Raw genomic sequence first — 14107 nt, 5'->3', positions numbered from 1 at the left:
ATTTTTCCCACTCATTTATTAATAAAAGTGGCGGGATTTTTTTAGGCTACCCCGCCATTAGCGGGGCATAAACAGGAGGAGGTGTTTGCAGTAATAAATCAGGGGCTTGATAAAGATTCTTCCAAACAAATTTTGGCGAATATTCAAAGGCCTGATGTGCAATAAAAAGAATCGATTGTTGATTTTGCACAATCAAATGCGTCATAGACGGCAAATGGTCTTGATGATCTTCACCGAGTTGCAGATCGTTAGCGATATTTTTGACTGGTTTATTACTTGATTCAGATGCTTGATGCAACGAATGCTGTGGATTGGTTTCACTGCTGACGCATAAGGTATTTTGATGATGACCAAAATGATAGCTTTGAACAACTTGAGTTTGCTCTTCATGCACACAGAAAGCGGCTGCCACGTTCCAAAGGCTTTGGAACATGAACAATCCAACTAAGACTGTTATCCATGTCGCAGAACGCATATTGCATCAATCAAGAAAATTTTAATGATTATAAAGCTTGGAGTTGGTCGAAGGTCAAGTGAATCTTTGAATTTGTCTTAAAAAATGGATTGCCATAGAGATATAACGTAAGGCATTCGCTTTAATCCCCTGACACGGCACATTCTAAAGACAATCCATTGGTTCATGATTACAATTTTTATCAGCGATACCTTTATTTTTAATTCAGTTCGGAATCATTCTTCAACTTGGCTTTTCTTGTCACAACTAAGCCGCAGAGAACCACCAATGTCGTGACACCTAAGGACAATGAAGTCTCATAACTGTAGGCTGGAGATAAAAACATATAGATCAGCACACTTAAGATCACCAAAATGACTGCCCATGTGAGCCATGGAAATAGCCACATTTTAAACGCAACCTCAGTTCCATTTTTTTCGATTTGTGTTCTCAATCTAAGCTGTGAAAATGCAATCACTAAATAAACCAATAAGGCAATTGAACCTGTGGTTGAAAGTAAAAATCCGAATACTTGGCCTGGAAATAAATAATTGACTGCACAGCAAATTAAGCCCACTACAGACGATGCAAATACAGCAATAGCAGGTACACCAGAGGCATTAATAGATGTGACCCATTGAGGTGCTTCTTTGCGTGTCCCCAATGAAAATAGCATCCTTGATGAACTATAAAGTGCGGCATTCATACAACTTGCAACCGCAATAAAGACTACACTATCAATAATCAATTTTGATTGAGGGACATTTAAACTGACCAAGACATATTGGAAGGTGCCTAATTGTTGTAATTGCGGTGAACGCCAATCTACCAGTGCAACCGTTATAAAAATTGAAACCACAAAAAATAAGATGACCCGATACAATACTAAATTGGTTGCGCGTTTAATTTTTTGTTCAGGATCTTTTGATTCTGCTGCAGCGATCGATAGTATTTCTACACCAAAGAATGAAAATGCTGAAATCAATATTGCTGAAAGTACACCACCCAGGCCATTTGGCATAAATCCATCATTTTTGAACAGATTTTCTACACCACTCACGTCAGGTGCTAAGGGCCAAAATCCAAATATTGCGGTGAGTCCAATGGCGATAAAAATCACAATAGCCAAGACTTTTATCAGAGAAAACCAAAATTCAAACTCACCAAAACTTCGAGTACTAAAAAAGTTGGCTAAACTGAGAAGCACAATGAAGAATGTTGCAAATACAGCACTGGATATTGATGGAAACCATGCATGCAAAATTTCTGCACCGGCAATTGCTTCAATAGGAATAACTAAAACCCAAAACCACCAATATAACCATCCGATAGTAAAGCCAGCCCATGGCCCTATGGCTTTTCTCGCATAGGTTGAAAATGAGCCTGTGTCAGGTTGAGCTACTGCCATCTCCCCCAACATTCGCATGACTAAAAAAACCAATATACTGGTAATAATATAAGCAAGAACAGCGGCAGGCCCAGCTTTTGCAATCGCAGCAGATGACCCAACAAACAGTCCAGCACCAATTACACCACCGATACTGATCATTGTAATATGCCGATTAGATAGCCCTGCACCCAGTTTTGCAGTTGAATTATGTGTGGCTAAGCTATCATCATGCATCGATTAGATTCCCTGTCTGTACGTTCAGTCGTACAAATCATTATTTCCAAGATCATTAGGAATAAAAAAGGGAAAACGCTGTGTTCTCCCTTGTTTTGTAACAATTTAATCTAGAAAATGAGTTTTTCATAGTTCTAATCAAAACTTTAAGATGCATCTTATTGCCATTTTTTCATCTAATTCACTGTTATTACTTATATAATTTATATTTATTTAAAAACTTATTTGACCATTTTCTAGATACAAAATATGGGCTTTTAAATAATCTAACTCATCGCCATGATGCGTAACATATATCATCGGCAGCGCCGACTGTTCTTTCACCGTGTTTAAAAATGGCAATATTTGATCTTTCAGCCTGCGGTCAAGTCCTGTCAGCGGTTCATCTAACAGCAGCAGATCAGGCTGTGACAGCAATGCCCGGCCTATGGAAACACGCTGCGCCTCTCCGCCAGATAGTTCATGTGCCCGCCGTTTGAGCAGTGGCTTCAACTCAAGCAGATCCGCTACTTGCTGAAACTGAAATTGTGCATTTTCCTGAGCGCCTAAGTTCTCCGCATATTGCAGATTTTGCTGCACATTCATATGCGGAAAAAGCCATGCCTTTTGAAAAATCAGCGCTATATGGCGTTTATGCATCGGCACGCTAATTTGCTGTGCGGCATCAAACAATTCACACTGATTCAGCGAAATAAACCCTTGCTGCGGCTGCAGCAAACCAACCAAATTTTTCAGCAGCGTAGATTTCCCACTACCTGATGGCCCCATAATGCCCAGCAGCTGATCCTGCATCTGCAGCCGAGCCTGCAACTTAAAATCGGTGTATTGAAACTGAAAATCACACTGAAGCATGGTCGGCTCCGAGTTTTCGCTGATAGCGCTGTAAAATATAATAATTGGCAATCAATGCGCCAAAAGCCGCCAGCAATGAAAGGATCACTAAACGCATTGCGGCCTCTTCACCATTTGGCTGCTGTATCAGCGAATAAATGGCGATAGGAATGGTTCGGGTTTCATCTGGAATATTGCCGACAAAGGTAATGGTTGCGCCAAACTCACCTAGACTTCGGCTAAAGCCTAAAATGCTGCCAATTAAAATCCCTGGTAAAGCCAGCGGCAGGCTGATTGAGACAAATACCCGTAAAGGATGTGCGCCTAGTGAGCCTGCAACCTGCTCAAGATGTTGATTGATCATTTGAAAAGACAAACGGATCGGCTGCACAATCAGCGGAAATGACACAATCATCGATGCTAAAACGGCGCCTTTCCAATTAAAAACCAGCTGAATTCCCCATTCAATTAGCATCTTGCCGATCCAGCCATTTGAACCAAACAGCACCAATAGCAAATATCCTAGAACCACCGGCGGCAGCACCATTGGCATTTGTAAAAGTGCTTCGACCAAAAATTTTAAATGAAACTCATAGCGCGCCAAAACCCATGCCAGCCCTATAGCAAATGGTAAGCAAAATACAGTGGCGCAAATGGCAACCTTAGCCGACAGATACAAGGCGCTCCACTCTTCAGGGCTTAGCATGCTTTAGCCCTTCACACCAAAGCCATAATTCTTAAACAGCATTTTGCTTTGCGCATGGTCTTTAAGATAACGATAAAACTTCACGGCCTCAGGTTTAGCTGCGCCTTGCTGTGTTAAAGCCAATGGGTAAATGATGGGTTGATGGGTATGGTTTGGAAAAATCCCGGCTATTTTAACTTTAGAACTGATCATCGCATCGGTACGATAAACAATCCCCGCTTGGCACTCACCTCGTTCGACAAAAGCCAAAGCCGATCGTACATCATCTGTCCCGACAATCCTTCCATTCAAACTTGATAGCCAGCCCAACTTGGTTAGGCTTTGTTTGGCATATTTTCCAGCAGGTACAGACTCCATTTGCCCTGTACATAAGTGACCTTTGAATGCCTTGGCAAAACTAAACTGCGGCACGGCTTTAAATTGCATATTCACCGCTTTAGGCGTAATCAGCACCAAATCATTGCTTAGCATGTTGAATACTTGCTTTGCAGGTATTTTCTGTTTTTGCACCAAATAATTCATCCAGTCCACATCTGCTGAAAAATACAAATCACTTGGCGCACCGGCTTCAATCTGTTTGGCTAAAGCAGATGACGCGCCAAATACCGGTACAATTTTGATGTCTGGATTCTGTGCCTGATATTGCTTTGCAATATCGCTGATAGCATTGCTTAAACTGGCTGCAGCATAAATTTTGACTATTTCCGCCTGAGATGCGCCAGCAATGAAGCTCAGTCCTACTGCTAAGATGTATTTGAAATGCATAGCAAACTCCTAATGCTGAATAAATACGCCTTGAAGAATTTGTCCTGCTTGCACAGACTGCCCTGCAGGAATCCGAACAATGCAATTGGCTTGCATTAAATTGCTCAACATATGCGACTGCTGTTTAGACAGGCTGGTTAGTTGAAGCTTGCCTTGCTTATCAAAGTGCGCCGACATTCTTAAAAACCGCTCACGTGCATCTGCTTTTAGGTCATGTGTCATGACTGCGCTGAACCAGTCCAGCGCAGGTGTTTGACCTTGTAGGGCTTTCAATAATCTATCTGTATAAATTTGCATGCCGACATAGACTGCAGCGGGGTTGCCCGGCAGTCCGAGTAAATAACAGGAACTGCTGTCAGGACGTCGATATTGTGCAAACAACATCGGTTTGCCGGGTTTTTGTTTCACTTTCCAGAAAATTTGCTGAAAACCGATGTCCAAGGCTGCCGGCCGAACAAAATCATAATCACCGACAGATACGCCGCCAGTCGTTAAAATTAAATCAAAGCTGTCTTTTAAACGGTTGAATAAATCTAAAACCGCCTGTTTTTCATCTGCAATATGAATCACTTCAACTTGGACGTGCTGCGACTGAAACCATACTAAAATCAGCGGCGCATTGGCATCAAATATTTTACCTGCACGATAATCTTCTATATTTTGTGCAACTTCATCACCTGTAATGACCACCGCAACTTTAGGGTAAGCGTAGACCTCACAATGAGAAATACCTGCCATGCTCAGTGCTGCAATTGCCCCAAACGTTAGCTTTTGACCACGGACAGCCAAACATTGTCCGACTGAGAATTCCTCACCTGCATCACGAATATCCGCATGCTTATTTAAAACTGAAGTCAATTCAATTTGCTGTGCATCCGCTTTCACAATTTCTTGCCGCGCTACTGTAGTCGTGCCTTCAGGAATCGGCGCGCCAGTAAATATACGGACAGCTTGGCCTGCTTTTAAAATAGTTTCAGCCGTTTGCCCTGCGCGGATTTCTCCAATGAGCTCAAATTGCGTACCTGCTTTAATTTCACCCGCCGCGCAAATGGCATAGCCGTCTACAGCGCTTTGAGCAAATAAGGGCAGCTGAATTTGTGAATGCACATCTGCCGCCAAATAACGGCCTAAAGCGTGTTGAAGTTCCAAAGTTTCATGTGCCAAACTTTGCGTATGTGTCTGAATCAGCGCAAGAGCCTCGTCAACTGAAATCAGTCCAGCCTCAGCACCGCAGCCTGTATGCAATACAGCTTGGTTCATTGATAGCCTCCTACATGCGGAATATTCTTCTGCACATCAAATAGATGTACCAAGGCAGGTAAAATGGCAATAAGTGATTCTTTTGCGCCTTGTCTGCTGCCCGGCAATGTAATGACAAGGCTGTTATCTATATAGCCCGCAACACCACGGCTAAGCGCAGCATAAGGCGTGCGTTTTTGACCAAAACTGCGTGAAGCCTCCATCAAACCCGGAATTTCACGTTTTAACAGCGGCTGTATCGTTTCTACAGTTAAATCTTTTGGCCCTAAACCCGTACCGCCAACCGTCAATATCAGCGGGTATTGATTTTTCTGTTGCTCAATCAAGGTAAGAAGCTGTTCAGGACTGTCTGGTATCACTTGATAGCTGATGTTGCTGAAGTTTGCTTCTTCTAAAATTTCGAGGACATTTTGCCCCGCAGTATCTGGTTTTTTACCGACAGCAACTGTATCTGAAAGCACAATAATCGACGCCGATAAGCTTTCTTTCAATACACGGGTAAAATGTGATTTACCACCTTTTTTCTTTTGCAGTTTTACCTGATCTAGGCACAAATCCTCTGGTTCACAGTGCGGTTTAAGCATGTCATACAGCGTTAAACCCGCAAGGCTGACAGCAGTTAAAGCTTCCATTTCCACACCCGTTGGGCCAATGGTTTCAACCACTGCGCTAATTTCAACATGCGCCTCAAACAATTCATATTCAACATCTGCACGGTAGATTGGCAGCGGATGACAGAGCGGAATCAGTTCATCGGTACGTTTAGCCCCTAAAATACCCGCAATACGTGCAGTTTTCAGCGCATCGCCTTTTTCTGTATTGCCATTACGCAGCAGTTCAATGCAATGTGGCGGTGCATGCAGTATTCCAGTTGCAATGGCTGTACGGTAACTTTCCGCTTTCATGCCCACATTTTTCATTGCTTTATCCTTATTTTGTTCATTTTCAGCTGTAATATTGAAAATATTGAATTTTGGGTTTTATAAATGCCATTGGTAAATATTGGCGTTCAAATGCATGGTCTGGCTATTTTGATGTGAATGTTCGCATGACTCGCTATGAACATGAGCATGCTTCGTTTCGTGATCTGCCACTTCAGGCGCGTGATCCTTACGAATACAGCAGCCCTCTACATATTGACTGCTGCCATCCATATAAAACTCTTCTTTCCAAACAGGCACTTCATGCTTTACACGTTCAACCGCTTCTTCGCAGGCTGCAAAAGCTTCACGGCGGTGCGGTGCATAAGCCATAGCAATAATTGCAGTATCACCAATATCTAAACTGCCAATACGATGCACAACCCGTACATATGACACGTCGTATTTGGCTTGAATTTCCTGTTCAATTTGTCGGATCATTTTCTCAGCCACAGGCGCATAAGCTGTATATTTCAGGGCTTTTACCGCTTTGCCTTCATGGTGATTACGAACCGCGCCAATAAATACACCTATACCGCCGCATTCAGGAAATGCCTCAATGCTGTCAAAATCAGCTTGGCTGAATACCGTGTCTTGTATGCGTGAAATATGCTTGAGCTCCATATTCAGCCTCCCGCCACAGGTGACAACAGCACAACGGTACTGTCCTGCATCAATGCGGTTTGCCTTGGCACAATGTCTTCTCCCATAGCGCAGGCGCAGCGTTCAAGCATGCTGAACGACTCCGGAAATTGATCTGTAACTTGCTGCAAAACCTCTGCAATCGACTGCTGTGCGAAGCAAGTCAGACTCAAATTCTCTGGCAGCAGGCGTTCAATAGCGCCAAAAGATTCTATTTTGATGGTGATATGAGTCATCTTTAACCTCCAATCATATGCATGCTGATTTTTCTAGATGGGCTGGATTGGGTAGTTATGGCATGAAAGCCTTGTTCCTTCTGCCAAATGTAACCGCCTAATTTTTGCTGCAAAGCCATTGCATCGAGCGGCATTAACTCTGTTGTTTTACTGCTTTTCAGCTGCTGAATTTCATGACTGAGATTTAAACCTTTTCGGGCAAACAGGCAGTTAAAAAACTCGCCTTGCGCATTCAGTCTTAGACGGTCGCAGCTGCCGCAAAAAGAATTGCTGATGGTTGAAATAATACCTATAGGCAAGCCGTTGATTAAGTAAGATCTGGCTGGTGACGCACCTTGACCGTGCAATGTTTGCACGTCAAAAACAGTCTTGAGTTTATCCAGTATGTCTTGTTCGGTAACGACCGCAGCTTTAGACCAGTTTTGATCACCATCCAGCGGCATAAACTCGATAAACCGCAGTTCGAAACCTTGTTGCAGCGCCCATTTTGTTAATGCAATGATTTGCTGTTCATTTAGACCTTTCATTAACACGGTATTGATTTTTATTTCAAAGCCCGCTTGCTGAGCCGCTTCAATCCCTTCTAATACTGGCTGTAATTGTTTTTGCGTCAGCTGAAAAAATTGCGCTTCATCCAAACTGTCTAAACTGATATTTATGCCATCTAAGCCAGCTTGTTTTAGGGCCTGTGCATATTGTTTCAGATAATGTCCATTGGTGGTCATGGATATACGTTTAAGGCCTAGCTTTCTCAGCTGTTGCAGCTGTTCAATAAAATGCACAACGCCTTGACGTATGAGAGGTTCGCCGCCCGTGATCCGGATCTGATCAATCCCGCGCAGCACCATAAACTCACAAAAATTGTAAAGGGATTCAAAACTAAGAAGATTATGCTTTTTCATCCACTCAGGATGCTCAGGCATGCAATAGACACATTTAAAATTACAGCGGTCTGTCACTGAAATGCGCAACTTGCGTTTTTCACGGCCAAACTGATCTTTAAAAATGGTCACTGGCTGTAATTGTGTCATGCTGTTCATGTTTTTCTTCCATGACGCTGTCATTTGCCCTGTCTTAGCTCAGTACAAATTTTGCGCCTTCTTTTCTTGCAGTAAAAATTGCAATAAGTGTTCCAACTTTGCGCTTTTTTAAATATTTATTTCAGAGGATTTGGTTTATTTTTTTGACATACAAAATCAACAACTTACAAACAACCAATAGCAATTAAAAATATAAATTGCCGTTAAGCCCATTATCAAAGGTATAAAAGCAGTCTGTTTTATCGCTATATATCATGCTCAAAAGCTTCATATTGGCTGTAAATTTTCTCTCTGGGTTCAAAAACAGCACATTAGGCTCATCATTTAAAATGAAAGCTCCGCAAAAGGTACAGCTTTCAGAGAAAATTCAGCTGACGGTGCTGCTGCAGCTCATCTAAAGAGTTAATACTGTGAAAAAAGAGTGCATTATTTTGAAAACGTGCAACCTGCATGTGCATTTGACTGAAACACCCCTTCAAACTGCGCTGTTTTTGATCAAGATGGGCTTGCAGCATTGTGAGACTGCTTCGTTTCAGCAAACAAAATGGATACAGCGCTTTGCCATTAATTTCCACAACTGCCACTTCACACAATGGATCCCGCTGCATGGCCTGATGCAGTCTCGAAAGCACTTTCTTCGGGATATAGGTCACATCGCACGGGACAAACAAAACATAATCCGACTGTACATGTGACCACGCGCTTTTCATGCCCATCAACGGCCCTAAAAACCCCGCTTCATCATCTTTATACAGCTTTATTGAAGGAATCATGCATTCATAGATTGAATGGTCACGATGGCTGTTAATCCAGACATTTGCAGCCCGTGATTTTAAACACTGATGAATCTTAATAAGCTGAATTTCATCATCAAATTTTTGTAAAACTTTATTTATACCGTTCATTCTGCGGGCTTGACCGCCCGCCAAAATGACCAAGTCTGTTTCTGGATAGCCTACTGATTTGGTGATTTTCTTCATCATTCTGCGTACTCCGTCTGACAGGCTTTAATTAAGCCTCGAATTTCTGATAAGCACGAACCGCAATTGCCGCCGGCCTTTAAACATGCAGTAACTTGTTTTTCATGGCTAATATTCTTTTCTTTAATGGTTTCGATAATGGTATTTTTACCGACTTTAAAGCAGCTGCACACCAGCGGACCTGCACTGTTGGTCATGTTCATCGGCTGACCTGCAAGCAGCGCTTTGCGGTGCATTGCGCTGAGTCGTTCACGCTTAAACATGCCAGCAATCCAATCACGGTCTGGCAGCATAGAGCGTTGCGCAATATATAGACTGGCAATTAAATGCCCATCTTGCAGCACCACGGTATGACTCAAATCGGCAGTTTGATCTTCCAAATTCAGCCATTCAAAGCTTTCATCGGTAAATGGCAGTAATGTTTTCAGCTGCTGAACCGTGTTTCTAAATTTTTTACGATCGGCCAACTCAAAACGCGTCGCTTTCGCTGTTTTAATTTTGGTCCACCACACCGTGTTTTGAATGGTGTTTTGCACCATTTGCTCAAAGCCGTCACGTACATACAGTACACCTTGCCACTGTGTATAAAACGGCTGTACAAATACAGGTGTGTGTTTAAACTCAGGTTCGCCTGAAAGCGCATCAACCACAGGGTTAACCACTTTACCAATTCTAGCATCGGACGCTACCTGATCATTCCAATGAATTGGCGCAAAGATTTGACCGCGTCGAATTTTACTGCTGACCTGTGCACGTAAAATACATAAGCCCCACTGTGATTTCACCTCAACCAGTTCACCATCTTTGACACCAAATTTCAGTGCATCTTGCGGGTGTATTTCACAAAATGGCTCAGCGATATGCGTACTCAAATTTGCAGATAAACCTGTACGGCTCATGGTGTGCCATTGATCACGGATACGGCCAGTATTTAAAACCAGCGGATATTCGCCGCAAATCTTGTTCAAAGGGTCAATAGCGGTTGTTGCTACAAACTTAGCTTTGGCATCGGCATGACTGAATTGGCCTGCTGCAAACAAACGGCTGACTGCATCAGCGCACTGATCTAACCGCCAAACTGGCCATTGCACAGGCTTTAATTCATCATAATCTTGTGCAGATAACTTACTTAAACCCTGCAAGTTAAAGTAGCGGAAAGACTCAGTTGTATCACGTTGATCTAAAGGCGCATTTTGATAAGCAGATAATTTTGCATGTTCAATAAATATGTCATAGCTGCTGCTGTAGTCAAAACCGCTATAACCCATCTTTTTCGCAACTTGTGCAATAGACCACCAGTCTGCTCTGGATTCACCCGGCGCATCTAAAAATGCAGTTTGACGTGAAATACGGCGTTCAGAATTGGTCACGGTTCCGTCTTTTTCACCCCAGCCCAATGCAGGTAAAAGCACATCTGCATATATTGCTGTGTCTGTGTCTTTGCAAATATCCGACACCACTACAAACTCGCATTGCTCTAAGGCACGTTTGACTTGATCTGCATCTGGCAAGCTCACAACAGGATTTGTCGCCATAATCCAAATGGCTTTGATTTTCCCGCTTTCTACAGCCCGAAACAGATCAACTGCTTTTAATCCCGCTTTATTGGCAATAAATGGACTTTGCCAAAACGCTTGTACTAATGCCTGATGCGCCGTGTTATCGACATCTAAGTGCGCAGCCAGCATATTGGCTAAGCCGCCAACCTCGCGGCCACCCATTGCATTGGGCTGACCTGTCATAGAAAAAGGCGCTGCACCTAATTTTCCGATTTTGCCAGTCAGCAAATGGCAGTTAATAATACTGTTGGCTTTGTCTACACCGCGCGAAGACTGATTAACCCCCATCGAAAATAGCGACATAACTTTGTCAGTTTGCGCAAATTTTTCAAAAAATAGCTGTAATTTTTCTAAAGAAATACCTGTACGCTCAGCAACTGCTGTCATAGAAGCTTCTGTTTTACTTTGCTCCAGCGCTTGCGCCAAACCTTGAGTATGTTTGGTGATAAAATCTACATCACTATGATTATTTTGTACTAAATACTGCAGCAAACCGTTGAACAGTGCGACATCTTGCCCCGGTAAAATCGGCAAATGCAAATCTGCAGCCTCACAGGTACTGGTAAAGCGCGGATCAATGACCACCACGAACAAATCACGTTCTTCTTTGGCTTTCATAATGCGCTGATACAGCACGGGATGGCACCATACTGTATTGGATCCGACCAGCACCACCATATCTGTATGCTCAAAGTCTTCATAGCTTGCTGGTACAAGGTCTTCACCAAATGCACGCTTATGTGCCGCCACAGCCGATGACATGCAAAGCCGTGAATTGGTGTCAATATTTGCCGTACCTAAATAGCCTTTGACAAATTTGTTAACGGCATAGTAATCCTCCGTCAGCAGTTGGCCCGACACATAAAAAGCGATGCTTTCACGTCCGTAAAGATCTATACATTGCTGAAATTTTTCGGCAATCAGTGCTGTTGCCGTGTTCCAATCTGTAGCCTGACGAGTATGGAATGGCGATGTTTGACGCCCAAGCATTGGCTGTAAGACACGTGTTTCTAATCCAATCGTATCGGCTAAGTTACTGCCTTTAATGCACAGCTTGCCATAGTTTGATGGATGGTTCATATCGCCAGTCACACTGACTTTTTGCCCTAAAGCTGTCTGTTCAACTGTTGCGCTCACGCCGCAGCCGACACCGCAATATGGACAAGTGGTTTGCGTTGTTTTAATTTTATTTTCTGTGGAGCTATGCAGTTCCACTATTGGGATGCTATTCACTTCTGCTGGCTCCTTTTCCAATTCTAACGAGGTATTGCAATAATTTTTAATATTAGACTACTTGCATAAGTAGATTTTTAATCAACACTTAATTCATATAGGAAGTTCCCTCTCCTTTTAAAGGATGAGGAACATAGTTCCGCAAGTGGGAGAGGATTTATATGAAAAGCCCCCTCATCCTAACCTTCTCCCAGTGGGAGAAGGGACTTTCAAAATTAAAGACGCATTACCCTGCTTTCTTTAATGCAAAATCCTTACCAAACAGCAATTTGTTTCGGATGCTTGAAATTGGAGTTTGATCTGAAATCAATTCTGCATACCATGCACCGTCTTCAGTATCGCCAAACAGCACAGCGCCAATCACTCTATCTTTTTGAATAATAATGCGTTTATAAATCTGACGCTTTTCATCATTCAAAATAATATCTTCAAAATCTTCTAACGGTTCAAAATTGCCTGCAGAAAAAACATCACAGCCGCTGACTTTTAACTGTGTCGGAACCGTAGGCGCTTTAAAGGTTAAGCTGCCATGTTCGGCCAAATGCGATGCACAAATGAATGCCTGTCCCCAAAGCGGTTCAACTAAACCGAAAGTTTGGCTTCGGTGTTCAATACATTCACCCACCGCATAAATACTCGGGTCAAAGGTTTGCATGGTGCCATTCACCATCACACCGCGGCCGCAGCGCAGTCCTGCACTTTGTGCCAATGCAATATTTGGGCGAATACCGACTGCAAACACGACAAGATCTGCAGCTAATACCGTGCCATCCTGCAAACGTAATTGTGTCACATGACCATCTTGCCCAATCAACTCTTGGGTATTTGCTGCGGTCATGATTTTTATACCTTTTTGTTCAATCGCATGATTGAGCATTAAGCTGGCTTTTTCATCTAACTGACGGTCCATAATACGATCCATCAAATGCAGTACTGTGACATTCATGCCACGCTGTTTCAGGCCATACGCAGCCTCTAGGCCAAGTAAACCGCCGCCAATCACCACTGCATTTTGCTTAGATTTACAGTAATCCAGCATGCGGTTTACATCATAAATATCACGGAAGCTGAGAACACCTTTTAAGTCAGTTCCCGGTATTGGCGGAATAAACGGCTTAGAACCTGTCGCTAAAATCAGACGGTCATAATCGATGACCAAGCCTTTTTCTGTGTATACCTGCTTACGCGGACGGTCTATGCGTACCGCCGCATCACCTGCTACAAAACGGATATTTTTGTCTTTATACCAAGCATGTGAATGCAGCATGATATCTTCAATGGTTTTATCACCTGAAAGCACAGGTGAAAGCATAATTCGGTTGTAATTACCCCAAGGTTCTTCACCAATGACCGTAATTTCATAACGCTCTGGGGCCATATCCAGCAGATCTTCTAAGCAACGCATACCTGCTAAGCCATTGCCGACCAAAACAAGTTTCATCAACTCAGACGATGGCGCGTTATTGGTAATATAGGTTTTTTGAGCAGTTGGACTAATCAGCACACGGCCATTTTCAATTTTGCTTGGAAAAACCAAGAGTTTTTGGTCTTTATCTTCTAAGCAGCGTCCAGTAGCAAGGCTGAAATGCTGTTTATAAATGGGTGATGCCACAACACGCTCACCCTGCAAGTCACCAATAATACCGCGGGACATAACATAGGCTTGACTAAACGGATCTTGATTGCTCAGTGCATAAACCCGCTTTTCTTCACCGACACGGAATATCGCAATTTGCTGATTTTCAATCAGTGCGCCCACACCTGTATTTGGCGTAATATCATCTAATGCACAAACATCAAACCAGTCTAAATCATTCATTTCTTTTAAAATTGTCATATTCTTGATCCTTTTTAAAC

13 protein-coding genes are annotated in these 14107 nt (G+C 42.9%); all 13 read right to left on the bottom strand.

Features of this window, described 5'->3' with window-relative positions:
• Window positions 1-46: 46 nt before the first annotated feature.
• Window positions 47-433 (bottom strand): cation efflux protein, CzcI-like, encoded by a 387-nt coding sequence (locus tag MST16_RS08045; RefSeq protein WP_180011225.1) that lies wholly within the window; start codon window positions 431-433, stop codon window positions 47-49.
• Window positions 434-674: 241 nt separating this feature from the next.
• A complete protein-coding gene (locus MST16_RS08040; protein ID WP_180008163.1) occupies window positions 675-2078 on the bottom strand; it encodes an amino acid permease in 1404 nt (467 codons plus the stop codon).
• Between the two features lie 213 nt (window positions 2079-2291).
• On the bottom strand, window positions 2292-2930 hold the full coding sequence (locus MST16_RS08035; RefSeq protein WP_180011198.1) for an ATP-binding cassette domain-containing protein: 639 nt from the start codon (window positions 2928-2930) through the stop codon (window positions 2292-2294).
• Complete coding sequence (modB, locus tag MST16_RS08030; RefSeq protein ID WP_180011196.1) at window positions 2917-3615, bottom strand: molybdate ABC transporter permease subunit; 699 nt, start codon at window positions 3613-3615, stop codon at window positions 2917-2919. Before modB ends, MST16_RS08035 begins: the two co-directional genes overlap by 14 nt.
• A 3-nt stretch (window positions 3616-3618) precedes the next feature.
• Entirely contained in the window at window positions 3619-4380 is a 762-nt protein-coding gene (modA, locus tag MST16_RS08025; protein ID WP_180011194.1) for a molybdate ABC transporter substrate-binding protein, read from the bottom strand.
• A gap of 9 nt (window positions 4381-4389) precedes the next feature.
• The gene (locus MST16_RS08020) at window positions 4390-5640 is read right to left on the bottom strand and encodes a molybdopterin molybdotransferase MoeA (protein WP_180011192.1); all 1251 of its coding nucleotides are present in this window, start codon (window positions 5638-5640) and stop codon (window positions 4390-4392) included.
• A complete protein-coding gene (gene moaCB, locus MST16_RS08015; RefSeq protein WP_168377472.1) occupies window positions 5637-6560 on the bottom strand; it encodes a bifunctional molybdenum cofactor biosynthesis protein MoaC/MoaB in 924 nt (307 codons plus the stop codon). Before moaCB ends, MST16_RS08020 begins: the two co-directional genes overlap by 4 nt.
• A gap of 60 nt (window positions 6561-6620) precedes the next feature.
• A complete protein-coding gene (locus tag MST16_RS08010; RefSeq protein ID WP_180004420.1) occupies window positions 6621-7184 on the bottom strand; it encodes a molybdenum cofactor biosynthesis protein MoaE in 564 nt (187 codons plus the stop codon).
• Between the two features lie 2 nt (window positions 7185-7186).
• On the bottom strand, window positions 7187-7438 hold the full coding sequence (locus MST16_RS08005) for a MoaD/ThiS family protein (RefSeq protein ID WP_180011191.1): 252 nt from the start codon (window positions 7436-7438) through the stop codon (window positions 7187-7189).
• A 2-nt stretch (window positions 7439-7440) separates the two neighbouring features.
• Entirely contained in the window at window positions 7441-8478 is a 1038-nt protein-coding gene (gene moaA, locus MST16_RS08000; RefSeq protein ID WP_180011189.1) for a GTP 3',8-cyclase MoaA, read from the bottom strand.
• A 356-nt stretch (window positions 8479-8834) separates the two neighbouring features.
• A complete protein-coding gene (locus tag MST16_RS07995; protein WP_373683052.1) occupies window positions 8835-9458 on the bottom strand; it encodes a molybdenum cofactor guanylyltransferase in 624 nt (207 codons plus the stop codon).
• Window positions 9458-12250 carry a nitrate reductase gene (locus MST16_RS07990; protein ID WP_180092313.1) on the bottom strand — a complete coding sequence of 931 codons (2793 nt, stop codon included), beginning with the start codon at window positions 12248-12250 and terminating at the stop codon, window positions 9458-9460. The genes MST16_RS07995 and MST16_RS07990 overlap by 1 nt, the downstream gene beginning before the upstream one ends.
• 226 nt (window positions 12251-12476) lie before the next feature.
• Window positions 12477-14087, bottom strand: coding sequence for a nitrite reductase small subunit NirD (gene nirD / locus MST16_RS07985; protein ID WP_180011185.1), 1611 nt, complete (start codon window positions 14085-14087; stop codon window positions 12477-12479).
• Window positions 14088-14107: the final 20 nt, after the last annotated feature.

The organism is Acinetobacter sp. YH16040_T (assembly GCF_024605785.1).
Lineage (GTDB): Bacteria > Pseudomonadota > Gammaproteobacteria > Pseudomonadales > Moraxellaceae > Acinetobacter > Acinetobacter amyesii.
Note: the sequence above shows the minus strand (reverse complement) of the source record. Positions and strands in the feature narration are given on the sequence as shown.

Excerpts from the sequence above, each read along its gene's own strand:
- MST16_RS08020 (WP_180011192.1), bottom strand. The coding sequence starts at position 5,640 with ATGAACCAAGCTGTATTGCATACAGGCTGCGGTGCTGAGGCTGGACTG.
- MST16_RS08005 (WP_180011191.1), bottom strand. The coding sequence starts at position 7,438 with ATGACTCATATCACCATCAAAATAGAATCTTTTGGCGCTATTGAACGC.
- MST16_RS08040 (WP_180008163.1), bottom strand. The coding sequence starts at position 2,078 with ATGCATGATGATAGCTTAGCCACACATAATTCAACTGCAAAACTGGGT.
- modB (WP_180011196.1), bottom strand. The coding sequence starts at position 3,615 with ATGCTAAGCCCTGAAGAGTGGAGCGCCTTGTATCTGTCGGCTAAGGTT.
- MST16_RS08010 (WP_180004420.1), bottom strand. The coding sequence starts at position 7,184 with ATGGAGCTCAAGCATATTTCACGCATACAAGACACGGTATTCAGCCAA.
- MST16_RS08045 (WP_180011225.1), bottom strand. The coding sequence starts at position 433 with ATGTTCCAAAGCCTTTGGAACGTGGCAGCCGCTTTCTGTGTGCATGAA.
- MST16_RS08035 (WP_180011198.1), bottom strand. The coding sequence starts at position 2,930 with ATGCTTCAGTGTGATTTTCAGTTTCAATACACCGATTTTAAGTTGCAG.
- nirD (WP_180011185.1), bottom strand. The coding sequence starts at position 14,087 with ATGACAATTTTAAAAGAAATGAATGATTTAGACTGGTTTGATGTTTGT.
- moaCB (WP_168377472.1), bottom strand. The coding sequence starts at position 6,560 with ATGAAAAATGTGGGCATGAAAGCGGAAAGTTACCGTACAGCCATTGCA.
- modA (WP_180011194.1), bottom strand. The coding sequence starts at position 4,380 with ATGCATTTCAAATACATCTTAGCAGTAGGACTGAGCTTCATTGCTGGC.
- moaA (WP_180011189.1), bottom strand. The coding sequence starts at position 8,478 with ATGAACAGCATGACACAATTACAGCCAGTGACCATTTTTAAAGATCAG.
- MST16_RS07995 (WP_373683052.1), bottom strand. The coding sequence starts at position 9,458 with ATGAAGAAAATCACCAAATCAGTAGGCTATCCAGAAACAGACTTGGTC.